The organism is Neobacillus sp. 204 (genome assembly GCF_046562815.1).
Classification (GTDB): domain Bacteria; phylum Bacillota; class Bacilli; order Bacillales; family Cytobacillaceae; genus Neobacillus.
In genome coordinates, this window is sequence record NZ_JBJORY010000019.1 from 48,523 (window position 1) to 71,298 (window position 22,776).

Genomic DNA, 22,776 nt, shown 5'->3' on the forward strand with positions numbered 1-22,776 from the left:
GTGAAAGGGAGGCAAAGAGGGATGAGTGAACTATTAATAAAAAATTTTAAATTTACAAGGGGAAGATTTGTTAACTATGTGGTGGATTTAGAAGAAGGAATCGTCGGTGTACAGCCAGAAGGGTTTAATAATACGATCCACTGGCATGTGGGCCATGTCCTCACGGTAGCCGAGCAAATGATGTTTGGTTTTCCAAAAAAATCAACCCAGCTGCCCGCCAACTATATGGCGTTGTTTGCGTCGGGTACGAGTCCTGCTGATTGGGAAGGGGATGTTCCTTCTGTACAGGAATTAATTGGCCAGTTGCAAGAGCAATTAACAAGAATTAACGAAATTCCAGTCGAAAGTTTTAACCAAAGACTGAAAACCCCATTCCTTGGTCAAGAAACCTTTGGGGAATTAGCGAATTTTGCAATTTTCCATGAGAGCATACATCTGGGACAGATGCAAGCAATGAAACGTGTCATTAAAACTGCTGTTAAATAATTATATTAAAATGACTGTCAAAGCATGGAGACTAAATACTGTCTCCATGCTTTTTTTGTTTAAAACGGAAATCATTTATCAATATTTTTTAAATAAATTAGAAAAGTGGGGAAAAACTGAATAGTATTACTTTCTTTAAATGAATTGACACATAATGTTAGCGCTTTTATAATCAAAAACATGTCTGGAAATTGTCGGTTTTTGTCGGATAACTTTCTTCAACCGCTTACACATCAAGATAGACACCTAGAAAAGGGAGAGAATTGTTTTGAAATACGTATTATTTCTAGCAGCAGTGGTCGTTATTTTTTTACTTGCGTTTATTGCCAGCTCTAATAAAAAAGGAATTAAAATCAGGCCAATTATCACCATGCTTGTTTTGCAATTGGTCTTAGCCTTTTTACTTTTAAATACAGAAGTCGGCCTTGTGTTAATCAAAGGCATATCAAGCCTGTTTGAGCATATTCTGCAATACAGTGCCGATGGGGTTAATTTTGTGTTTGGTGGAATCGCTAACAAAGGGGAAGGACCATTTTTCCTTAACGTCCTGATGCCGATTGTTTTTATTTCTGTTCTAATTGGGATTGCTCAGCATATCAAAATCCTGCCTGTCATCATCCGGTTCCTTGGTTTGGTGTTAAGTAAAATCAATGGACTTGGTAAATTAGAGTCCTATAATGCCGTAGCATCAGCTGTATTTGGTCAATCGGAAGTATTTATTTCGGTAAAAAAACAGCTTGCTTATCTGCCTGAACATCGTCTTTATACATTGTGTACCTCTGCAATGTCAACGGTCTCAGCCTCAATTTTAGGGGCCTATATGACCATGATTGAACCAAAGTATGTTGTTACCGCTCTAGTATTAAACCTTTTTGGCGGCTTTATCATTGCGAATATCATTAATCCTTATGAGGTTTCAGAGAAGGAAGATATTATTGATATTCAGGAAGAAGAAAAACAAACCTTTTTTGAAATGCTTGGGGAGTATATTTTTGATGGATTCAAAGTAGCAATCATCGTTGGAGCGATGCTGATTGGATTTGTGGCCTTAATCAGTCTGATCAATCATGTGTTTGCGGCGATATTCGGTATTAGTTTCCAGGTGGCTCTTGGGTATGTGTTTGCACCGTTTGCTTTTATCATTGGTGTACCAGCATCAGAAGTAGTAAAGGCCGGAACAATTATGGCGACAAAATTATTATCCAATGAATTTGTCGCGATGATGGATTTAGCAAAAATAACGGATACGCTTTCAACAAAAACAATTGGAATTGTTTCTGTCTTCCTTGTTTCGTTTGCCAACTTCTCTTCAATCGGAATTATTACCGGAGCAGTGAAAGGACTGAACGAAAAGAAAGGGAACCTCGTAGCTAAGTTTGGACTTAAACTGCTTTTTGGTGCTTCACTTGTAAGTTTATTAACAGCGGCAATTACGGGTGTAATGCTTTAATGGATAGGAAAACTGCCTGGCTTGTAACAAGCTAGGCAGTTTTTTTTCGACCATCGTCGGATAAATTCCTTCATTAATCGTACAAATTAGGATAAGACTAAGTAGTAATATTTATAGGAAGTGGCAAGTGCATGAAAAGTTTGGTACTTCGTCAACAGAAAACACTTCATATTATCTAAGGTGTTGTGTTAAAATCAATCGGTAATTCTACTTCAAATTGGTGGGTGAATCAAGTGCTCTCTTCTTTTAAGAGATTCTTAATCGGCCGGCCGTTAAAATCCACGGCATTAGGCGAACAAAAATTAAATATTCTAAAGGCTTTAGCGATTCTATCTTCCGATGCCTTATCATCTGTGGCTTACGGTACTGAACAAATTTTGATTGTATTGGCAACGGTAAGTGTCATTGCCTATTGGTACTCCATTCCAATTGCAGTAGGAGTATTATTTCTATTAGCAGCCCTAATTTTATCGTATCGACAAATTATCTTTTCCTATCCTCATGGTGGTGGAGCCTATATTGTTTCGAAAGAGAATATCGGCGAGAAAGCGGGGTTAATTGCCGGAGGATCTCTTTTAGTCGATTACATATTGACGGTGGCAGTAAGTGTCACTGCTGGTACAGATGCGATAACGTCAGCATTTCCAACCCTGCATGAGCATACCGTTGGAATTGCTTGTGTCCTTGTCATCTTTATTACGATCCTCAATCTTCGCGGTTTAACGGAGTCAGCGTCCATCTTAGCTTATCCCGTCTATTTGTTTGTGATCGCGCTGTTCATACTAATTGGTGTGGGTCTATTTAAAATCATGACCGGTAATGTTTCGCCAACTGCCTCGCATGCAGCGATCGGGGCACCTGTTCAAGGTATTACGCTTTTCTTGTTGCTTCGCGCGTTTGCGTCAGGATGCTCGGCTTTAACTGGGGTGGAAGCCATTTCGAATGCGATTCCAAGTTTTAAAGATCCGGCACCAAAGAATGCGGCCAAAACATTAATTTTAATGGGGACGCTGCTAGCCTTGTTATTTACAGGGATTACATTTCTAGCTTATTATTACGGCATTTCACCAAAGCATGATGAAACGGTCGTCTCGCAAATTGCCCAAGAAACCTTTGGACGCAATTACCTCTACTTTTTTGTCCAAGTCACGACTGCCCTTATCTTAGTTCTTGCTGCTAATACTGGTTATTCAGCGTTTCCTTTATTAGCCTATGCACTTGCCAAAGATAAGTATATGCCAAGGATGTTTACTATTAGAGGAGACAGACTTGGATATTCAAACGGAATTGTTTCTTTAGGCGTAGCCTCCATCATCCTAATTATTGTTTCTCGTGGTAAAACGGAGTACTTAATCCCACTTTATGCGGTAGGTGTATTTATCCCATTCACCTTGTCACAATCGGGCATGATTATTAAGTGGCTCCGGGAAAAACCTGCTGGATGGGTGGCAAAACTTAGTGCCAATTTAGTCGGGGCACTCATTACCTTAGCCGTATTAATTATTTTCTTTTTAACAAAATTCAGCCAAGTCTGGTTTGTGATCATCTTTTTACCGATCATCGTGTTTGCCTTCAAACGAATTAATAGTCATTACGAAGCCGTTGGCGAACAATTAAGGATTCATCCTGACAATCCTGCTCTTCCGATTGAGGGAAATGTTATCATTGTACCTGTTGCAGGAATTACAAAGGTTGTCGAGAACTCAATTAATTATGCAAAATCATTAACCGATCAAATATTTGCCGTGTATGTGTCTTTTGACCGGGAGGATGAAAAACGGTTCGAAGAAAAATGGCAGCAATGGCAGCCGGATGTGAGGCTCGTAACCTTACAATCACATTATCGAAGTGTACTTATCCCTTTATCGAAATTTATCGATACGGTTGAATACAAAGCAAGTGAGAACAATTACCGTGTGACGGTGTTGATTCCGCAATTTATTACAAAGAAGAGCTGGCACAATATATTGCACAACCAATCGAGTTTATTGATTCGTACCTATCTTATTTTTAAAAAGAGGGTTATTGTGTCAACACTGCCATTTCATTTTAAAAAGTAAAGGGTGGGGTGGACAGTGGATTTTTTGGTTGAGAATAAGTGGGCTATCTTAGTGAGTTTAGAAGTATTAGCCTGGTCGTCCACATTCTTTATGTTGTATGCCAGGTATGGTTTGAAATCGAGTTTTTGGTTTAAAATAGCTACGGTTCTCTTTGCATTAACAGGGGTTATTCCACAAGTGTTGATGGGAATCGTTAACTTTATCGCGACAAAGAAAGTGGATGTCTTTACGTTAATCATTGTTTTACTGATTTTATATGGATTCACACTAGGGAAAAACCATGTGAAAAAGCTCGATGCGTGGGCACAAAGAAAATTTTCAACAAAAGAAAACCACCGGGATTAATCGGTGGTTTTCTTTGTTTTTTTGATGAGGAAGTAGATTGCCCCTAAAACAACGGCGGCAATGATGGTTGGTAATACATATGGTTGTGCGTACTCTTTGATATGAGCCCAATTACTGCCTAAGACTTTTCCTAAGTAAAGAAATAAGATCGTCCATGGGACAACTGCTGCCACGGTGTAAAGAGTAAATTTAGTTGCTGACATTTTGGCAATACCAGCAGGAATGGAGATCGCGTGTCTTACAACAGGAATGAACCGTGCGGAGAAGATTACTCCTGCTCCATATTTTTGAAACCATGATTCAGCAATATCAATATGACTCTTTTTAATCAGGACATATTTTCCGTATTTTTCTAAAAAAGGTCTGCCCCCAAAATAGCCAGCCCAATATAAAAACAATTGAGCGATTGTTCCGCCAACTGTTCCCGCAATAACTGCCCCGAAAAAATTGAGATTCCCTTGTGAAATCATGTATCCACCATAGCCTAAGACAATTTCACTTGGGATGATCTCAATCATTAATCCTAAAGCAATCCCGAGATATCCTAATTGAGACAAGAACTCTAAAATCGATTTAATAAAGTCTGACATAATTCACCTTCGCTTATATAAATGTTTATTTTCTCTTTTCCTAGTTTAAACCAGTTTGTCTATTTAAGAAATAATTATGGTACTTTTCTTTGGGGCATTCCTAAAAAATCAAAAAAGCAACGGAAAAACCGCTGCTTTACTTTTTAACTATAGGTGGAAGACTACATAAGATATTTTAAGAACATGGTGGCAATCCCAAAGTAGGTAAGCAAGGAAAAAATATCATTCAATGTGGTAATTAGAGGTCCTGAGGCAACGGCAGGATCAATGTTTAAGCGAAAAAGGATGAGTGGAATAATCGTCCCTGCAAGTGTTCCGATGATGAGCGTGAAAAATAACGAGCTGCCGACCACCGCCCCTAAAATGATACTTCCTTGCCAAATGAAAGCAATCACTGCAATGAGAAGGGAGCATATTAGGCCAATAGTTATTCCCACCCCAAGTTCCCGTATAATTAAGCGCGTAATCACACCTTTATCAATATCGTAGGAAATCAGCCCTCTTACTACGACCGCAAGAGATTGAGTTCCGGTGTTTCCGGTCATCCCGGCAATCATGGGCATAAAAAAGGCAAGAGCCACAACCTGCTGAAGGGTATCTTCAAAACTGCTGATAATCCGCCCAGAAATCACACCGATAAATAATAGCAAGATCAGCCAAGGGAGTCTTCTGGCTGCCGCAACTAAAGTTTTTGTTTCAAAGTCAATAGATTTCCCTGTTGCTGACAATTTCTCGATATCTTCATTGGCTTCCTTAATGACGATGTCAATAATATCATCAACCGTGACAATCCCGACTAGGATATTATTTTCATCAACGACTGGGATGGCTAAGAAATCATAGCGTTCCACGATTTGTGCGACAACCTCTTGATCTGTCGTCACTGTAACCGAAATGATCCGTTCATACATAATCGTACTTATTTTTTCATCGGGCTCTGCTAATAGTAAATCACGATATGAAACCACGCCGACTAGCTTCCGGTCTTCATCTATAACGTATAAGTAGTTAATAGATTCGGCAAATTCAGCGAAAACCTTAAACTTATCCACTGCTTCTCTAACTGTAAAATAGCTGCGGATCCATACAAAGCGATTGGTCATGATTCTTCCGGCAGTTTCCGGAGGGTAATTCATAATATCCTGGACGGCATTAGACTCTTCTGCCTTCATCCCAGAAAGGAGGGAATCCTTCTTCTCTGGAGATAATTCATGGAGCAATGACGCCAAATCATCATTATCCATTAAATCAAGGACTTTACTAGACTTTTCAATTCCTAAAATATTTAATAAGCCCAGTTGCTCTTCCTTATCAAGTTCTTCCATTAAGTCAGCGAGAACGTCAAATTTTAAAAACAGGAGAAATCGTGCTTTATGCTTTTCAGGGAGATCTTCATATATTTTGGCGACATCATAGGGCTGGAGTTCATCGAGTATATTTTCAAATTCCGTTTTTTTATTTTCCTTTAACGTTTTAATGATATATAGACTTAATTCATCTTGAGTCATATCTTTAATCATAGAGGATAGCCAGCTCCTTATCTCGCTAATGCATGGATTCTAATTGGATAAAGCTCTTTTCGTAAACTTTGTTGCTTTTGGAACTTTATAAGTGTCATAACTTAAGTTTCTAGGCAATTTTCGCAAAGGTTCTTACGAAAAGATGCTACGAGGCATATAGTTATACAGGTTGATGAACTTATACGAAAATCAACAATCTATGCGAAAATAGCCTTTGCTAAAGAAATATAGATGAAAAGGGAAAGTTAACAAATAATAATCCATATAGATAAATCTAGTATGTGTCAATCAAACTTATTATTTGTAAAAGAATTGAAATAAGCTATTTGGACTATTATTTGATAAAATAAGGAAGTATTGACTAATTTCATGTGTTGATCGGAGGAGTTTTGCTTTGAAGAAGCATCATCAAGACATACAGGATCTCATCTATGTCCATTTAAACCAAACAGACCAGTATGTAATGTCTTCCGGTATCGAATTTGCAGAATTCGCTGCTGCTTTTTCAGGTTCATTAAATCACTTGCTTTTATTAAAGCACAACTTTGATGATGCTGATTTTAATTTGCATACTCAACTTGAATACTGTCCTGATGAGAGAATTAACAAATTAGCTGAAGAAGATGTCTATAGTTACGGGAATTTCTGTTGGATTGATTTTATAGAGGAAGAAGTGCTGAATGAACTGACTGGACAGGAAATGGCTGAACTATTGTACTTAGGTCATCAAAAACACCATCTTAAATTACCTTTTTATAATAAACTTGGGAACCGTTTTGTGTATTTGGCTCATGATGATGGTTGGTTTAACAAGACGTATTATCGAAGCTTCAAGGATTTTTTCCATGTTCTAAGCGAAGTAGTGGCCGGAAAACTAGGGGATCTTAAAATTGAAAAATCAATTCTTGGATTTCGAAAGAAAAAGACCTATCCTCAAGTAAATAAGGAAATCCTTCTGTCCTTAACACCGTTCATTAAGGAAGGGATTTGTATTTCGTTACGAGCTGCCGACCATCAACGGAGCCGCATTGAAATTCCTATCTGGGTGATTGGCGATTTCGCGAATATGGATGATATGGTAGAGGAATATGATCAGATCTCATCGAAACCGTGTCACGCAAAAATCATTTTTGATAAAAAAACAAAAGAATGGAAGTTAATCGTCGTCTAAACTTCTGTTGGATAAAAACAGTCCCACTCTCTTTGGGTGGGACTGTTTCTTTGAAATAAGAAAAATACGGACTCGTCCGCGTTTGTTATGAAAACCAAAGGCTGAATAATCCTTCGTTCACTCCTAAATTATACATATAATAAATTCCGAATAATATGCTGATAATGCCTGCGAGGTTATTCAAATAACTATTCATTTGCTTCCCGGATGTCAACACAAAGGGGATCCCGATAACGGTTGAAAAACTTAGCATCCCAACGATCGTGCCACAGCCGAAAATTAGTATGTATAAAGCACCTTGCCATGCAGTCGAAACAGTACTCATTGTTAAAAGAACCATTGCCGCACTGCCAGCAAGCCCGTGAATAAGCCCGATGAAAAAAGATTTAAGATGGGTTCGAGATTTTTTTCTATGGTCCGAAGTGTTATGGGAGTGAGGATGACGATGTTTCATAAATCTTAAAACACTATTTAAGCCGAGACTAACGAGCATGATCCCTACGATAAATTCGAGGCTAAGTGCAACAGTATCTGTGATGGTGTTTTTGGCGACAATCAAAATCATTCCGACAAGAAAAAGGGTGGCAGTGTGACCAATACCCCAGTAGACACCAGCGAAGATGGAGCGCTTTAAGTTTTTAGATTCGCTCGCGATGGTTGAGACTGCAATAACATGATCAGGTTCAATGGCATGCTTTATTCCTAGCAAAAAACCTAATAATAATATGGATAAGAGTGATCCTGTCATTAACTCGCCTCCAAAAAAACATTTCAAAATAATTATACAGGATAATTAAAAAAAGAATAGAAAATTGACAAATTAACCTGCGCCAGTATTTAAGCAAGCTATCGTCATCATAAAATATTTAATAGGAAAAAAACTTAAAAAAACTTGGGTAACTACATTTCCCTTCTTTTTAAAATAGGTTTAAAATATAACCGTGAATGAGAAAATGGAGGTTTCATATGAAAACAAAATTAGGTTTATTATATGGAGGAAAATCAGCAGAACATCAAGTATCCTTGCAAACAGCACTAGCTGTTATTCGGGCATTGGACCTTGAAAAATTTGATATTCATCCTATTTACATAAATACCGACGGAAAATGGATTAAAGGACCACAATTAAGTGAGCCAGTAGAAAACGTGAAGGCGCTTGAATTTTCAGAGGGGAATCAATTATCTCCTTTATCACTAGCTCCAGCACTTTTCCATTCTGAAAAGCAAGAAACACTGGATGTGATTTTCCCGTTATTGCACGGGCCAAACGGGGAAGACGGAACCGTCCAGGGTTTATTGGAATTGTTAAACTTGCCATACGTAGGCAATGGAGTACTTGCTTCTGCTGCAGGTATGGATAAAGTCATGATGAAAAATGTGTTTGCACAAGCAGGGCTTACCCAGGTGAACTTTGTCGCCTTTATTAAAAGCGAATGGGAAAAAGCTAAAGCTGAGGCCTATAGCAAGGTCGAAACAGAGCTTGGTTACCCTTGCTTTGTGAAGCCAGCCAACTTAGGTTCAAGTGTGGGAATCAGCAAATGTACTAATCGCGCCGAGCTAGAAGCGGCCTTTGCGGAAGCCTTTCAGTTTGACCGAAAAGTCATCATTGAAGAAGGCGTTGTTGCTCGTGAAATCGAGGTGGCGGTTCTTGGAAATGATGAACCTGAATGTTCAGTAGCCGGTGAAATTGTTCCGAAGAAGGATTTCTATGATTATAAAGCAAAATATGAAAGCGGAGATACCGCACTAATTATCCCAGCCGACATCACAGACGAGGAATACACGCAGATTAAAGAAATGGCGATTAAAGCCTTTAAATCTTTAGATTGTTCAGGGTTAGTCCGAGCCGATTTCTTTTTGACCAAGGATGGAAAGGCCTTGATTAATGAAGTGAACACGATGCCGGGCTTCACGCCGTTTAGTATGTTCCCGCTTTTATGGAAGCACACAGGAGTGGAGTACCCTCAATTGATTGAGCGACTTGTCAGTCTTGCCAAAGAGCGACATGCTGAGAAACAACAGATAAAGTTTACTTTCTAAAAATTGGAGACACGGCTGAAGTTTTGCCGTGTCCATTTGTATTTAAAAAAGCGAAGCCAACGTTTAGGGCACGACAGACTAGACTAGACAGAATCCGAAGTTCAAAGACATAAAAAGGAGGATATTCATGATTAAACGATCGTTAAAACAGATGGCTGAGATGATTTCATCTCAGGATGTTATGATTACGTTTTCTGAAACGCTCATCACGGGTGTATGTATTGATTCACGTAAGATTGAAAAAGGAAACTTGTTTATTCCTTTTAAAGGAGAACATTCAGATGGGCATAAATACGTCGAAGAGTCGATCCGTAAGGGAGCAGCGGCAGCATTTTGGCAAAAGGATGTGCCAAACCCTCCATTACATTTACCCATCGTGATTGTTGATGATTGCCTTGTTGCCTTACAGGAACTAGCAAGAAACTACCGAAAACAATTAGCGGTAAAAGTAGTCGGCATCACAGGAAGCAACGGAAAAACGACAACCAAGGATATGACAGCTGGAATTCTTGGCACCCAATACAAGGTCCAAAAAACAGAAGGTAATTATAATAACCATATTGGTCTGCCCTTAACCGTTTTAGGTTTACATGAGGATACTGAAATTGCCATCCTCGAAATGGGAATGAGCGGTAGGGGAGAGATTGAGTTCCTAACGAAGCTTGCCTGCCCAGATGCAGTGGTCATTACAAATATTGGTGAATCGCATCTTCTGGACCTTGGGTCAAGAGAAGGAATCGCAGAAGCAAAGCTTGAAATCCTGCAAGGACTAAAAGATGGGGGACTAGCCGTCCTACATGGTGATGAACCGCTTCTTATGGAAAGAATTCAACGGCTTAAAGGAAATGTTCAGGTTGAGACCTTTGGGAGAAATGAAAGCAACGATTTATATCCTACTGAAATTACTCAGTTAGAAAATGGAAATCGGTTTAGAATCAATGCTTCAGAGATTGAATTTGAACTTCCCGTTCTAGGAACCCATAATATTTTAAATGCACTTGCTTCCATGCTAATCGCTAACTATTTTTCCATTCCATTTGGAAAAATGAATGAGGGGTTAGCAGGTATTAAGCTTACCAATATGCGAATGGAGTTGGTCGAAGGGAAACAGGGCGAAAAAATAATAAACGATGCTTATAATGCCAGTCCAACATCAATGATGGCAGCGATTGACTTAGTGTCCAACCTTCAAGGTTATCAAAGAAAAATCCTCGTCCTAGGCGATATGTTAGAGCTTGGTCCACAGGAAGAACAATACCATCAGCAAATTGGAGAAGCTATAAACGGTGAAAAAGTCGATCTCTTGTTTACCTATGGAACTTTAGGCGGGTACATTGCAAACCAGGCCAAAACAGTTTTAGGTTCAGAAAGAGTCTTTGCCTTCACAGAAAAAGAAGCACTCATTCAAGAATTAAAGCATCATGTAGATAATAAAACGTTAATCCTTGTAAAAGCGTCAAGAGGAATGAGAATGGAAGAAATCGTAACTGCGCTGCAAGTAAATTAAGGAAATTAAAACTAACGAGATTATGAATGATTTCTAGATAAGAAAAGAAAAATAACAGAGACCCCTTGTGTGGAGAAGGTGCCCTTTCATTCAAAGATTAGACTTTTTGATGAGGTAATTAAGACTGGTTTAGAAATGTAACAAACTTGTCTTGATTGCAAAATACTAGCAACAGTGGTATGATGTTCATCAACGTGTCTAAAGAACGATGATTAAAGGGCATACTCCTTGTGGGAGCGTGTTTTTTTTTGGTAAAATAAAGATGTTACCTATTTACGGCATTTTTGATGCGTGTCAGCTCAAGCGCCAAGGGGACCTGAGACGTTTCGGTCCTGCCTAAGATGAAGTATAAAATTCCACTTCCATCCATGTTGGATGAAATAAAAATTTATTTCATTCTAGATGAAATAAAGACCTATTTCATCCTTGATGAAATAAAAACCTATTTCATCCTAGATGAAAATTAATCCTATTTCATCAAGGATTTTATTCTTGATGAATCAAAACGGACTTCACCTTAAGGCCCTCCAGCGCTTTTCGCCTCAATAGAGCAGGCGCTATTTCTGAGTATCAGGCGAAAATATTCAGCTCTCAAAAATATTTTCACATAGATGAAGGAGAATGAAAACATTGACAAAGTTTGAAGAATTAGGTATAGGTCAGGCCACGTTACAAGCTGTCCTTAAAATGGGATTTGAAGAAGCAACACCAATTCAGTCAGAAACTATTCCATTGGGGCTAAAAGGTATTGATTTGATCGGTCAAGCTCAAACAGGAACAGGTAAAACAGCTGCATTTGGTATTCCATTAGTTGAAAAAATTGATACTAGTGCGGATGCAATTCAAGGGATTATTATTGCACCTACTCGTGAACTTGCCATTCAAGTATCAGAAGAACTTTATAAAATTGGTTCAGGCAAAAGAGTTCGCGTACTGCCAATTTATGGCGGGCAAGATATTAGCCGCCAGATTCGTTCATTAAAGAAAGCTCCACATATCATTGTTGGTACTCCAGGACGAGTATTGGATCATATCAACAGAAAAACAATGCGCCTTGATACGGTTAACACAGTAATCCTTGATGAAGCGGATGAAATGTTGAACATGGGATTCATTGAAGACATTGAGACAATCCTTGCTTCAACTCCTGTAGAACGTCAAACTTTACTTTTCTCAGCAACCATGCCAGGACCAATTCAAAGAATGGCTGAAAAGTTCATGAAGGACCCGCAAATTGTTCGTGTGAAAACAAAAGAAATGACTGTTCCTTCCATTGAACAATATTATCTTGAAGTAATTGAAAGAAATAAATTCGATGTATTAACAAGACTTCTTGATATTCAATCCCCGGAACTAGCGATTGTTTTTGGTCGTACTAAGCGCCGTGTCGATGAATTATCGGAAGCATTAACTTTAAGAGGTTATACAGCAGAAGGTATCCATGGTGATTTAAGCCAAGCCAAACGTATTTCTGTCCTTCGTAAATTTAAAGAAGGAACGATTGATGTCCTTGTCGCAACAGATGTAGCTGCAAGGGGTCTTGATATTTCCGGAGTAACTCATGTATATAATTTTGATATTCCACAGGATCCAGAAAGCTATGTTCACCGTATTGGACGTACTGGTCGTGCGGGTAAAAAAGGTGTAGCTTTAACATTTATTACACCGCGTGAAAAATCATATCTTGCTGTCGTAGAAAAAACGACTAGAAGCAAGATGGAAAAAATGAAGGCTCCTACGCTTGATGAAGCATTAGAAGGCCAACAAAAAGCTGTTGTGGAGAAAATCGTTGCAACCATTGAATCGAACAATTTACATTATTATAAAGCAGCAGCGCAAGAATTGTTGGAAGAAAATGACGCATCAACAGTGATCGCCGCAGTATTAAAAATGTTAACAAAGGAACCAGATACCACTCCAATTAAGTTAACGGAAGAACAGCTTCCACAAAGAAGAGAAAGAAAGCCGTATGACCGTGACCGTAGAAAAAGAGATGACTCTAGAGGTTCATACGGTGGAGATCGTAACAGGAAAAAAGCTCCGGCAAAGCCACGCAGTGGTGAGAAAAGATCTGGCGGCGGCGGTAAATCATCATCAAAGCCTAGAACATTTAATCATTAATAGAAAAGCTAGCGCCTAGGCGCTGTGGCTAAACAGAAAAAAGCATGAACAATTTTGTTCATGCTTTTTTCTATGGCAATAGGGAATATTAAACACATTCAGAAAATGACAAGATATAAAAAGGAATATTCAGCTCGGATTGATTTTCATCATTTTTGTGATAGTAATCCGATAATGGATATGATAATAATTGAGGCCCAAATGAGAATTTTCCAAGGAGACTGGTAAGAGATACTATTTTTCTTACTGCTTGCCCAGTTTGCGGTACCTCGAATGGAATCTGAAAAGTCCTTTTTATTAAAGTAAGGAATAGCCCCGAGTAAAAAGCCTCCAAGCAATCCAAAAAAATGGGCGATAATATTAATATTTGGCTGTAACAATGTCATAATCAAACTAACAACACAAAGCGTAAGGATGATTTGCGCGTTTTGCTTGGAAAGCATATGTTTCCGAAACATTATAATCGCAAGATAATAGCCAAAGAGTCCAAAGATCGCCCCGCTTGAACCGACATGGGTATAGGTAAGCGGCTCAAGCAACAATGTGGCAACGTTGGCGATAATACCTGAGAGAAGATAGATGAATAAAAATCGGCCGCTGCCAAGCATGCGCTCTAGTGCTGGTCCAAATAGGACAAGTGAAAAGCTATTAAACAGCACATGGGAGAACCCGCTATGTATAAAGGTCGGGGTAATCAGGCGCCAATACTCCCCTTCCATAATGTAAAGATTCACTCCTGAAAGGTTTTCAAAGAACCAATTGTTTGGGAAAATTGGTAAACTAGTTAACAGATATAATCCTAAATGAATGGTAATAATAATAGAAACAATTGGATACAGGCGGATAAAATCACGAAAGCCTTCCGTCCTCGTAAACATCACTTTACACCTCCTAGGTTTATCACTATTATTTACTAATTTCCGTTCTTGTACACTATTACTTATGCTAATTGTATCCTAAATAGAAGGAAGATGAAGAATGATTAAAGGGATTGGAATCGATATTATTGAACTTTCTAGAATCCAAGATATCCTCACTCGACAAAAGAAGTTTGTTGATCGCGTATTAACCCCCAATGAACGGAAGAAATTTGAGGAATTATCGCAAATCAGAAAGGTAGAATTTTTAGCAGGACGATTTGCGGCGAAAGAAGCGTATTCAAAAGCAAATGGCACAGGCATTGGTGCGGAGTTATCATTTTTAGAAATTGAAATCGACAATGATAGCTCTGGAAAACCATTTATTGCAAAGCCTAAGACCCGTGCTCATCTCTCCATTTCGCATAGTAGAGACTACGCCGTCGCGCAAGTAATGATTGAAGAGTAGTGGGGACTCATATTTTATCTTGTTAAACTTGGTTGTTGATTTCCGCAGGAGTCTCGTGCCTTCCGCTCCAATCACATAGTGCAAAATCTGCATTACAATCGCATGAAAATAAAATAGCTTGGCAACTTCTTTTATCATATTCCTAAAGGTTGTCTCATATATTCATAGGGAAACAGGAGAGACAAGGTCAGCCATGGTCATTTTGGATAGCAAACTCCATTGCCTGACCCCTGCCTTTCTCTTCTCTATAATCATATGAAATGAGACAAGAAGGGGTTGAAGGAATGAGGAAAAAGTTGTTGCTGCTAATCACGGGGCTAATGGTCATTTTTGTGCTAGCTGCCTGTGGCTCTAAATCACAAGGTGATGTGGTTAAAGAGTTAACAGGGAAACTAGATGACTTAAGTGGCTACAAGGTGAATGCAAAAATGACGTTGAAAATGGGATCGGATTCACAAATTTATAATGTGGAAATATGGCACAAAGATCCAACCTTTTATCGTGTGAATTTGAAGAATGCTCAAAAAGACCAAAGTCAGATGATACTTAGAAATAACCAAGGGGTATTTGTTTTAACACCTGCTCTAAATAAGAGCTTCCGTTTTCAAAGTGATTGGCCGCAAAATAGCAGCCAGGCCTACTTGTATGAATCATTGATTAAAGACATTGTTGCTGATAAAAGTGCAAAATTCTCTACAACAAAGGAATACTATGTATTTGAAACTAAAACCCGCTATCAAAACAATAGCATGCTGCCGTTCCAAGAAATCAAGCTGAACAAGAGTGATTTATCACCTGCTGTGGTAAAAGTAATGGATCCGGATCGAAATGCCCTTGTAACAGTAGAGTTTTCTAAAGTGAAATTTAATGCTAGTTTTGACAAGGACGATTTCGATATGAAGAAGAATATGACACGTGCTCAGCTCAATTTGCCAGCAATGGCGGATGGAGGCGATGATGCCTTTACGGTAATGTATCCAACCGTAGAACTAAAAGGGACAAAACTAATTGAGGAAAAAGAAGTGACGCTTGAAGACGGAAAAAGGGTTGTCCTTACTTACGATGGTAAGAAATCCTTTACCCTTGTTCAAGAAAAAGTAACTGCGAAAACCGCATCCGCAAATCCAACCTATGTAGAAGGGGACATTGTCGATTTAGGTATGACGATTGGAGCAGTTTCCGACCACTCCATTTCTTGGTCGCATAATGGTGTTGATTACATGATAGCTTCAAAGAACTTAACGAAAAAAGAATTAATTGAGGTAGCGGCATCTGTCCAAGGTGAGGCCGTAAAATAAATCGATAAGCTAACAGGCTCATAATGGGCCTGTTTTTGTTTGTTATTAAAAGGTATCAGTAGTATGATAATTTGTATGATAATATGGAATGATATTTAATTAAAGCTAATAGGAAGTGGAACCATGGAAGAGCAAGGTTTTTTCTATCGTGATACATGGGCCGAAGTGGATTTAGATTGTATTCATGCCAATCTTACCTCCATTAAGAAGCATTTGACTCAAGATGTAGAAATGATTGCGGTTGTCAAAGCGAATGCATATGGCCATGGAGATATCCAAGTAGCAGAAACCGCACTTGAAGCAGGGGCGGCCTATCTTGCTGTTGCTTTTATGGATGAGGCCATTGCCTTAAGGAATAAAGGAATTAAAGCGCCTATCCTTGTTTTGGGAGCAACGCGGCCGGAAGATATCCAAGTGGCAGCAAAATTTAACATTACCCTTACCGTTTTTCAACAGGAATGGCTAGAAGATGCGCTGAAACATTTAAAAACTGATAATAGGATTTCGTTTCATATCAAAGTAGACACTGGAATGGGGAGAATTGGTGTTCGAAGTGTATCTGAATTAAAGGCAGTCGAGCAAATTATCTCTGAAAATGCTCAGTTTAATCTAGAAGGAATTTTTACTCATTTTGCGACAGCGGATGAACTAGATGAAACCTATATGTACAAGCAACTTGCTTTATTTGAAGGTATGGTCAGTGCGCTAAAACAAAAACCAAGATATATTCACTCTAGCAATAGTGCGGCAGCCTTGCGCTATCCAAAAACTTATTTTAATGCAGTCCGGATCGGGATTGCGATGTATGGACTAACACCTTCACTTGAGATGGAACATGAAATTCCCTTCCAGCTTAGGGAGGCATTTTCGCTTCGATCACGACTTGTCCATGTCAAGAAAATGCAAAAGGGTGAAAAAGTGAGTTACGGGGCAACCTATGAAACTGGTGAAGAAGAGTGGATTGGGACGATTCCGATTGGTTATGCGGACGGTTGGATTCGCAGGTTACAAGGGCAGGAAGTGCTTGTTGAAGGTACTAGATCGCCAATTGTCGGAAGAATTTGCATGGACCAATGTATGATACGTCTTCCGTATAAAGTTCCAATTGGGACAACCGTCACATTAATTGGTGCCCAGGAGAATCAGTTTATTTCAGTAAATGAAATTGCCGAAAAACTTGAAACCATCAATTATGAGGTCCCTTGTATCATAGCAAATCGGGTCCCGCGTCTGTATAAGAAGGGTGGAAAGATTGTCGATTTAAAAAATTATCTTCTCTAAGATTAATGGCCTAAATAATGTTTTTTCATCATATTTATGATATTGCGGTGATTTGTGCATAAAAGAGTGTTTTATTGGCTTATAATACAGTAGTATTATAATTAGTCTATGCAATAAGTTCGATTAGTGTTATTATTAAATATGGTACAGATAATAAATGAAACTCACTGTGTGAAACAGGCCAAAAAGCCATTCATGAAGTGTAGTAGCGTTTATTTATCAGAAGGAATTCTGGTTAGATAAAAATGGTGTGTAGTGATGGTGGAGGTGTATGTTTGTGTCTGAATCCGGCGCAACTACGGAAATCTTAGTGAAGTTACCGCAACATCTTTTAACTGAATTAGATGGATTTGTAAAACAAGAAAATGTAAACCGCAGCGAGTTTATCTACCAGGCAACAAAAATGTATTTACGCGAACGTAAAAAGAGACAAATTCGCGAGTCGATGAGACGTGGATACATGGAAATGGCAAAGATAAATCTAGGTATTGCATCAGAAGCATTTTTAGCAGAATATGAGGCAGAACACACAGTTGAACGTCTTGTAAGCGGAGGATAATTCTTTGATAGTCAAACGTGGTGACGTTTATTTCGCGGACCTATCCCCAGTTGTTGGTTCTGAACAAGGCGGCGTCCGACCAGTACTTGTCATCCAAAACGACATCGGGAATCGGTTTAGTCCCACAGTGATTGTTGCAGCGATTACAGCTCAAATTCAAAAAGCCAAGCTTCCTACTCATGTAGAAATTGATGCGAAGCGCTACGGATTTGAACGAGATTCGGTCATTCTGTTAGAGCAAATTCGTACAATTGATAAGCAGCGGTTAACCGATAAAATCACCCATCTCGATGACGAAATGATGGAGAAAGTGGATGAAGCCTTGCAGGTAAGCCTAGGTCTCATCGAATTTTAATTAAAGCACGCTCTTTTTAGGAAGAGCGTTTTTTCATACATATCCTGACCTCAAATTTTGCTTAGGCAAGCCAATGTGCTTGTCTATTTTTTTTGAAAAAAATAGGAAGACCCTTGTTTAATGAAGGCTCTTTTCTTAAACTTTGTTGTTTTTGGAGTTTTATAAGGGCTGTTTACTAAGTTTCTAGGCAATTTTCGCAAAAGTTCTTACGAAAAGATCCACGACGCATATAGGTAAACGGGTACACGAACTTATACGAAAAACAACAATCTATACGAAGATAGCCTTAATGAAACAGACAAGTTATTCTGCTACAATAGAATGAAAAGGAATGGAGGATTGTTTTGTGAATGATACAATCGTAAAAGATGATCAGTTGTTAAAGAAAATCGCTGCTGAGTTAGCTATTTCTTTTAAACAAGTAAAAAGTGTTATTTCATTATTAGATGAAGGCAATACAGTTCCTTTTATTGCTCGATATCGGAAAGAAATGACGGGAGCACTTGATGAAGTCCAGATCAGAAATATATTAGAACGTTGGCAGTATATCCAAAACCTCGAGCAAAGAAAAGAAGAGGTTATCCGCATTATAACTGAACAAGGGAAATTAACAGATGACCTGAATGTCGCGATTACCAAGGCTGAAAAGCTTCAAGAGGTCGAAGATTTATACAGGCCCTATAAACAAAAAAGACGGACCAAAGCAACAGTCGCAAAAGAAAAAGGGCTTGAGCCATTGGCTGAATGGCTGCTGACATTTTCAAAAGAAAGTATTGAGGAAAAAGCAAAGCAATTTTTATCAGAAGAAAAAGGAGTCCTCACGGTTGAGGAGGCCATTTCAGGTTCAAAAGACATCATTGCTGAATGGGTTTCTGATGATGCTGAAGGTCGAAAGTGGATTCGGAAAGAAACATTTAAATCCGGTGCAGTTGTATCAGTGGTCAAGGAAGCGGAAAAAGACGAGAAAAATGTCTATGAAATGTACTATGAATATGAAGAACCTGTAAATAAAATTGTCCCCCATCGAATTCTCGCGTTAAATCGCGGTGAAAAAGAAGATATCTTACGCGTGTCGATTAAAATGAATGCCGACTTAATCTTGTCTTATTTGTCGAAAAAATGGATTCGTGTCCAGCACTCCCCATCTGCCCCAATTTTGTTAGAGGCCCTGGAGGATAGCTACAAACGATTGATCCAACCATCGATTGAGCGTGAGATCCGCAGTGAATTAACGGAAAAAGGTGAAGAGCAAGCCATACATATATTCTCAGAAAATCTTCGTAACTTACTTTTGCAGCCGCCGTTAAAAGGAAAGGTTGTTATCGGGGTTGACCCTGCTTACCGGACAGGCTGTAAACTGGCGGTGGTGGATGAAACAGGCAAGGTGCTGAAAATTGATGTGATCTATCCGCATCCACCTGTTTCAAAAACAAAAGAAGCCCGTGAAAAGTTTATTAAGATTCTTCGCGACTATAAAGTAGAGATGGCTGCCATTGGAAATGGGACAGCATCAAGGGAAACAGAACAGTTTGTTGCGGATATCTTAAAAGAAATGGATGAGGAAATTTTCTATTTGATTGTCAATGAAGCAGGTGCCAGTGTCTATTCTGCATCTGAACTTGCAAGAGAAGAGTTTCCGAATTTACAGGTGGAAGAAAGAAGCGCGGCCTCCATTGCCCGTCGTTTACAGGATCCATTAGCAGAATTGGTGAAAATTGACCCGAAATCCGTGGGTGTCGGTCAATACCAGCATGATGTTTCCCAAAAACGACTGTCCGAATCATTACACTTTGTTGTTGAAACGGCAGTAAACCGAGTTGGTGTGAATGTCAATACCGCTTCTCCATCGCTTTTACAGTATGTAGCTGGCCTTAACAAAACAGCCGCGAATAATATTGTAAAAAAGCGTGAAGAGGAAGGGAAATTTACGAGCAGGGTTCAATTAAAGAAAGTGCCTCGTCTAGGGGCAAAAACCTATGAGCAAGCAATTGGCTTTTTACGCGTATTGGATGGAAAGCAGCCGCTTGATAGGACAGGAATTCATCCGGAAAATTACAATGAAGTGAAGAAATTATTGACCAGTCTCGGTTTTACTACCGATGATCTTGGTTCGGAAGAGCTTATAGCTGCTCTTAATGCTCTCGATTTAAAAGCTGTTTCCGAAGAACTGGTTATCGGTGAGTTAACATTAAAGGATATTATTGATGCTTTGGTAAGACCGGAACGTGACCCGCGTGATGATTTACCTCGGCCTCTTTTGAAAAAAGATGTTTTAAAGCTTGAAGACCTTAAAGCAGGGATGGAACTTCAAGGTACGGTTCGAAATGTGGTCGACTTCGGTGCGTTTGTGGATATCGGCGTAAAGCAGGACGGGCTTGTTCATATTTCCAAACTCAGCAATCGATTTGTTAAGCACCCTTTGGACATTGTGTCTGTAGGGGATGTTGTCACTGTATGGGTAGACTCGGTTGATATGAAAAAAGGACGGGTTGCTTTAACCATGCTAGCGCCATCGAACTAAAGCAGAGTACGGGTACCGCGGCTGGAAAAAGCATGATCAGCATGACAAATAAAAGACCATTTCGCCTAGCGATTTGGTCTTTTATTTCAGTTTTTGGTTGTTTTGGAGAGATATAAACGACCGAAGTGGGAGAGAAAAAGCTGAGACGGTCGATAAGAAGCGTTATAAACGACCGAAGTCGGATTGAAAAAGCCAGGACGGTCGTTAAGAGGCGTTATAAACGACCGAACCACTGCCAATTCCAGCTCTTTCGTCGTTTATATTAGAAGAAACAAAAAAGTGCAAAACCCGACATGGATCTGCACCTTAAATATATCTCTATAACGAAACCTGTTCTTCTAAGAGAAGTGTTTTTTTCTGTAAAAGAACCAGCACTGGTTTAACAGCTTGATCTGATAGCGATCCTTCTCATAGAAAGCTCTTTTCATTTGGTTTTGCAACCAAGTTGGCATAATAAAACCTCCCGAAAAGTACATCATTATTAAAGGTATAAACAATATATGCTATAATAGGTTGTCATGTTCGCATAGAAAGAGAGGGACCCAAAATGGAACAACAACAACTTCAATTATTAGTTGAAAGGCTATCAATTGAGTCATTTGGGAAACCGTTTTTACATCAAGCGTCGTTTAATCCTAGACTAAGATCAACAGGCGGCAGATACCTTCTTGGCACACATAATATTGAAATCAATAGAAAATATTACGATCAGCTTGGCGAAGAAGAATTAGTGGGGATTATTAAACATGAATTATGCCATTATCACCTTCACCTTGAGGGGAAGGGTTATCAACATAGAGACCAAGAGTTTAAACAATTATTAAAAAAAGTAGGAGCACCACGATTTTGTGCACAACTACCAGATAAAAAAGTAAAACAATCCTCGAAAAGGATTCTTCTATATCAATGTACGAAATGTCAGCAAGCATACAGAAGAAAGAGAAGTATTAATACTAGTAGATATGTGTGTGGAAAATGTAGAGGGAAGTTGACAAAAATAAAAGAAATAATCTTTGAATGACGTAAGAATTTGGAAAAAATCTTTATCTAAAACTGTATTGACTTTCTATTGTATCGTCATTATAATGTAAAGAGTCGACAAGAGAAATTGTCTTGTTGGTTATTAAATATCTTTATTATTCCGCAGTAGCTCAGTGGTAGAGCTATCGGCTGTTAACCGATCGGTCGTAGGTTCGAGTCCTACCTGCGGAGCCATATGGGGAAGTACTCAAGAGGCTGAAGAGGCGCCCCTGCTAAGGGTGTAGGTCGGGTAACCGGCGCGAGGGTTCAAATCCCTCCTTCTCCGCCATATAAAATTAAGGCCCCTTGGTCAAGCGGTTAAGACACCTCCCTTTCACGGAGGTAACACGGGTTCGAGTCCCGTAGGGGTCATCTGGGACGGGAAGTGACCTTGATTCATTTCCTGTTTCTTATTCTTTATTAATACTATTATTGGGCTATAGCCAAGCGGTAAGGCATCGCACTTTGACTGCGACATGCGTTGGTTCAAATCCAGCTAGCCCAGCCATTTTTTTAAAATAAGTAAATATCTATGCGGGTGTGGCGGAATTGGCAGACGCACCAGACTTAGGATCTGGCGCCGCAAGGCGTGGGGGTTCGACTCCCTTCACCCGCACCAAATATTATACTTGAATTTAATTGGGTAGTGTGTTATGATTAATTTTGTCGCTAATTATCATGCGGTCGTGGCGGAATGGCAGACGCGCTAGGTTGAGGGCCTAGTGGGGGCAACCCCGTGGAGGTTCAAGTCCTCTCGGCCGCACCAAATAAATTGTTGACAAACAATATCACGTGTGCTATACTTTAAAAGTTGACTTTTTAATAAATGCGCCCGTAGCTCAATTGGATAGAGCGTCTGACTACGGATCAGAAGGTTGTGGATTCGACTTCTTCCGGGCGCGCCATATTGACGGGAAGTAGCTCAGCTTGGTAGAGCACTTGGTTTGGGACCAAGGGGTCGCAGGTTCGAATCCTGTCTTCCCGACCATTTAAAATAATATGCGGGTGTAGTTTACTGGTAAAACCTCAGCCTTCCAAGCTGATGTAGTGGGTTCGATTCCCATCACCCGCTCCAAAATTACTATTAATTGTTCTTTGAAAACTAAACAAACAAAATCGTGCAAAC

The 22,776-nt window shown here is 39.3% G+C and carries 20 protein-coding genes and 9 tRNA genes; 24 read left to right on the forward strand and 5 right to left on the reverse strand.

Annotated elements, in window-relative coordinates; translation table 11 throughout:
• The first annotated feature begins 21 nt into the window (after positions 1-21).
• The 4 genes from ACJ004_RS26595 to ACJ004_RS26610 all read left to right on the forward strand — a co-directional run bounded on the left by ACJ004_RS26595 (position 22) and on the right by ACJ004_RS26610 (position 4,341).
• Positions 22-486 carry a DinB family protein gene (locus ACJ004_RS26595; protein WP_410896116.1) on the forward strand — a complete coding sequence of 155 codons (465 nt, stop codon included), beginning with the start codon at positions 22-24 and terminating at the stop codon, positions 484-486.
• A gap of 268 nt (positions 487-754) precedes the next feature.
• Positions 755-1,936, forward strand: coding sequence for a NupC/NupG family nucleoside CNT transporter (locus ACJ004_RS26600; protein ID WP_410896117.1), 1,182 nt, complete (start codon positions 755-757; stop codon positions 1,934-1,936).
• Positions 1,937-2,169: 233 nt separating this feature from the next.
• The gene (locus ACJ004_RS26605; protein ID WP_410896134.1) at positions 2,170-3,996 is read left to right on the forward strand and encodes an APC family permease; all 1,827 of its coding nucleotides are present in this window, start codon (positions 2,170-2,172) and stop codon (positions 3,994-3,996) included.
• 15 nt (positions 3,997-4,011) lie between these two features.
• Entirely contained in the window at positions 4,012-4,341 is a 330-nt protein-coding gene (locus ACJ004_RS26610) for a hypothetical protein (protein ID WP_410896118.1), read from the forward strand.
• On the opposite strand, the gene uptA is transcribed toward ACJ004_RS26610, so the two are convergent.
• Positions 4,338-4,934: an undecaprenyl phosphate transporter UptA gene (uptA, locus tag ACJ004_RS26615; RefSeq protein ID WP_410896135.1), complete on the reverse strand. Its 597-nt coding sequence runs from the start codon at positions 4,932-4,934 to the stop codon at positions 4,338-4,340. The two genes, ACJ004_RS26610 and uptA, sit on opposite strands and share 4 nt — an antisense overlap.
• Before the next feature lie 158 nt (positions 4,935-5,092).
• A complete protein-coding gene (gene mgtE / locus ACJ004_RS26620; RefSeq protein WP_410896119.1) occupies positions 5,093-6,451 on the reverse strand; it encodes a magnesium transporter in 1,359 nt (452 codons plus the stop codon).
• Positions 6,452-6,845: 394 nt separating this feature from the next.
• Here mgtE and ACJ004_RS26625 point away from each other — a divergent pair, with 394 nt between their 5' ends.
• Entirely contained in the window at positions 6,846-7,622 is a 777-nt protein-coding gene (locus tag ACJ004_RS26625) for a hypothetical protein (RefSeq protein WP_410896120.1), read from the forward strand.
• A gap of 85 nt (positions 7,623-7,707) precedes the next feature.
• On the opposite strand, the gene ACJ004_RS26630 is transcribed toward ACJ004_RS26625, so the two are convergent.
• Entirely contained in the window at positions 7,708-8,370 is a 663-nt protein-coding gene (locus ACJ004_RS26630) for a sulfite exporter TauE/SafE family protein (protein ID WP_410896121.1), read from the reverse strand.
• A gap of 218 nt (positions 8,371-8,588) precedes the next feature.
• Between ACJ004_RS26630 and ACJ004_RS26635 the strand changes: the two genes are divergently transcribed.
• From ACJ004_RS26635 to cshA, 3 genes are all read left to right on the forward strand, one after another.
• Entirely contained in the window at positions 8,589-9,662 is a 1,074-nt protein-coding gene (locus ACJ004_RS26635) for a D-alanine--D-alanine ligase (protein ID WP_410896122.1), read from the forward strand.
• A 127-nt stretch (positions 9,663-9,789) separates the two neighbouring features.
• Entirely contained in the window at positions 9,790-11,169 is a 1,380-nt protein-coding gene (locus tag ACJ004_RS26640; protein ID WP_410896123.1) for a UDP-N-acetylmuramoyl-tripeptide--D-alanyl-D-alanine ligase, read from the forward strand.
• A gap of 630 nt (positions 11,170-11,799) precedes the next feature.
• Positions 11,800-13,290, forward strand: coding sequence for a degradosome RNA helicase CshA (cshA, locus tag ACJ004_RS26645; protein WP_410896124.1), 1,491 nt, complete (start codon positions 11,800-11,802; stop codon positions 13,288-13,290).
• A gap of 149 nt (positions 13,291-13,439) precedes the next feature.
• Here the strand turns inward: cshA and ACJ004_RS26650 are convergent, their stop codons facing one another.
• Complete coding sequence (locus ACJ004_RS26650) at positions 13,440-14,168, reverse strand: rhomboid family intramembrane serine protease (RefSeq protein ID WP_410896125.1); 729 nt, start codon at positions 14,166-14,168, stop codon at positions 13,440-13,442.
• Positions 14,169-14,268: 100 nt separating this feature from the next.
• On the opposite strand from ACJ004_RS26650, the gene acpS reads away from it, so the two are divergent.
• The 6 genes from acpS (at position 14,269) to ACJ004_RS26680 (ending at position 20,630) form a co-directional block, all read left to right on the forward strand.
• Positions 14,269-14,616, forward strand: a complete 348-nt coding sequence (gene acpS / locus ACJ004_RS26655) for a holo-ACP synthase (protein ID WP_410896126.1) — start codon at positions 14,269-14,271, stop codon at positions 14,614-14,616.
• A 284-nt stretch (positions 14,617-14,900) separates the two neighbouring features.
• Positions 14,901-15,914, forward strand: coding sequence for a LolA family protein (locus tag ACJ004_RS26660; protein ID WP_410896127.1), 1,014 nt, complete (start codon positions 14,901-14,903; stop codon positions 15,912-15,914).
• A gap of 123 nt (positions 15,915-16,037) precedes the next feature.
• Positions 16,038-17,195 (forward strand): alanine racemase, encoded by a 1,158-nt coding sequence (gene alr / locus ACJ004_RS26665; protein ID WP_410896128.1) that lies wholly within the window; start codon positions 16,038-16,040, stop codon positions 17,193-17,195.
• A 277-nt stretch (positions 17,196-17,472) separates the two neighbouring features.
• Entirely contained in the window at positions 17,473-17,754 is a 282-nt protein-coding gene (locus tag ACJ004_RS26670) for a CopG family ribbon-helix-helix protein (RefSeq protein WP_007083557.1), read from the forward strand.
• A gap of 4 nt (positions 17,755-17,758) precedes the next feature.
• Positions 17,759-18,109 carry a type II toxin-antitoxin system endoribonuclease NdoA gene (gene ndoA / locus ACJ004_RS26675; RefSeq protein ID WP_007083556.1) on the forward strand — a complete coding sequence of 117 codons (351 nt, stop codon included), beginning with the start codon at positions 17,759-17,761 and terminating at the stop codon, positions 18,107-18,109.
• 346 nt (positions 18,110-18,455) lie between these two features.
• Positions 18,456-20,630, forward strand: coding sequence for a Tex family protein (locus tag ACJ004_RS26680; RefSeq protein ID WP_410896129.1), 2,175 nt, complete (start codon positions 18,456-18,458; stop codon positions 20,628-20,630).
• Positions 20,631-20,968: 338 nt separating this feature from the next.
• Here the strand turns inward: ACJ004_RS26680 and cmpA are convergent, their stop codons facing one another.
• Positions 20,969-21,082 carry a cortex morphogenetic protein CmpA gene (cmpA, locus tag ACJ004_RS26685; RefSeq protein ID WP_410896130.1) on the reverse strand — a complete coding sequence of 38 codons (114 nt, stop codon included), beginning with the start codon at positions 21,080-21,082 and terminating at the stop codon, positions 20,969-20,971.
• 95 nt (positions 21,083-21,177) lie between these two features.
• Between cmpA and ACJ004_RS26690 the strand changes: the two genes are divergently transcribed.
• The 10 genes from ACJ004_RS26690 (at position 21,178) to ACJ004_RS26735 (ending at position 22,725) form a co-directional block, all read left to right on the forward strand.
• A complete protein-coding gene (locus tag ACJ004_RS26690; RefSeq protein WP_410896131.1) occupies positions 21,178-21,651 on the forward strand; it encodes a SprT family protein in 474 nt (157 codons plus the stop codon).
• Positions 21,652-21,770: 119 nt separating this feature from the next.
• A tRNA-Asn gene (locus tag ACJ004_RS26695) sits at positions 21,771-21,845 on the forward strand.
• Between the two features lie 3 nt (positions 21,846-21,848).
• Positions 21,849-21,939, forward strand: a tRNA-Ser gene (locus tag ACJ004_RS26700).
• An 11-nt stretch (positions 21,940-21,950) separates the two neighbouring features.
• Positions 21,951-22,022 (forward strand) — tRNA-Glu (locus ACJ004_RS26705).
• Positions 22,023-22,083: 61 nt separating this feature from the next.
• Positions 22,084-22,158 (forward strand) — tRNA-Gln (locus ACJ004_RS26710).
• Between the two features lie 26 nt (positions 22,159-22,184).
• Positions 22,185-22,269 (forward strand) — tRNA-Leu (locus ACJ004_RS26715).
• 61 nt (positions 22,270-22,330) lie between these two features.
• Positions 22,331-22,416 (forward strand) — tRNA-Leu (locus tag ACJ004_RS26720).
• A 62-nt stretch (positions 22,417-22,478) separates the two neighbouring features.
• A tRNA-Arg gene (locus tag ACJ004_RS26725) sits at positions 22,479-22,555 on the forward strand.
• Positions 22,556-22,561: 6 nt separating this feature from the next.
• Positions 22,562-22,638: transfer RNA gene (locus tag ACJ004_RS26730), tRNA-Pro, on the forward strand.
• Positions 22,639-22,651: 13 nt separating this feature from the next.
• Positions 22,652-22,725, forward strand: a tRNA-Gly gene (locus tag ACJ004_RS26735).
• Positions 22,726-22,776: the final 51 nt, after the last annotated feature.

Excerpts from the sequence above, each read along its gene's own strand:
- ACJ004_RS26595 (WP_410896116.1), top strand. The coding sequence starts at position 22 with ATGAGTGAACTATTAATAAAAAATTTTAAATTTACAAGGGGAAGATTT.
- mgtE (WP_410896119.1), bottom strand. The coding sequence starts at position 6,451 with ATGATTAAAGATATGACTCAAGATGAATTAAGTCTATATATCATTAAA.
- ACJ004_RS26630 (WP_410896121.1), bottom strand. The coding sequence starts at position 8,370 with ATGACAGGATCACTCTTATCCATATTATTATTAGGTTTTTTGCTAGGA.
- ACJ004_RS26635 (WP_410896122.1), top strand. The coding sequence starts at position 8,589 with ATGAAAACAAAATTAGGTTTATTATATGGAGGAAAATCAGCAGAACAT.
- ACJ004_RS26640 (WP_410896123.1), top strand. The coding sequence starts at position 9,790 with ATGATTAAACGATCGTTAAAACAGATGGCTGAGATGATTTCATCTCAG.
- ACJ004_RS26650 (WP_410896125.1), bottom strand. The coding sequence starts at position 14,168 with ATGTTTACGAGGACGGAAGGCTTTCGTGATTTTATCCGCCTGTATCCA.
- acpS (WP_410896126.1), top strand. The coding sequence starts at position 14,269 with ATGATTAAAGGGATTGGAATCGATATTATTGAACTTTCTAGAATCCAA.
- ACJ004_RS26660 (WP_410896127.1), top strand. The coding sequence starts at position 14,901 with ATGAGGAAAAAGTTGTTGCTGCTAATCACGGGGCTAATGGTCATTTTT.
- alr (WP_410896128.1), top strand. The coding sequence starts at position 16,038 with ATGGAAGAGCAAGGTTTTTTCTATCGTGATACATGGGCCGAAGTGGAT.
- cmpA (WP_410896130.1), bottom strand. The coding sequence starts at position 21,082 with ATGCCAACTTGGTTGCAAAACCAAATGAAAAGAGCTTTCTATGAGAAG.
- ACJ004_RS26690 (WP_410896131.1), top strand. The coding sequence starts at position 21,178 with ATGGAACAACAACAACTTCAATTATTAGTTGAAAGGCTATCAATTGAG.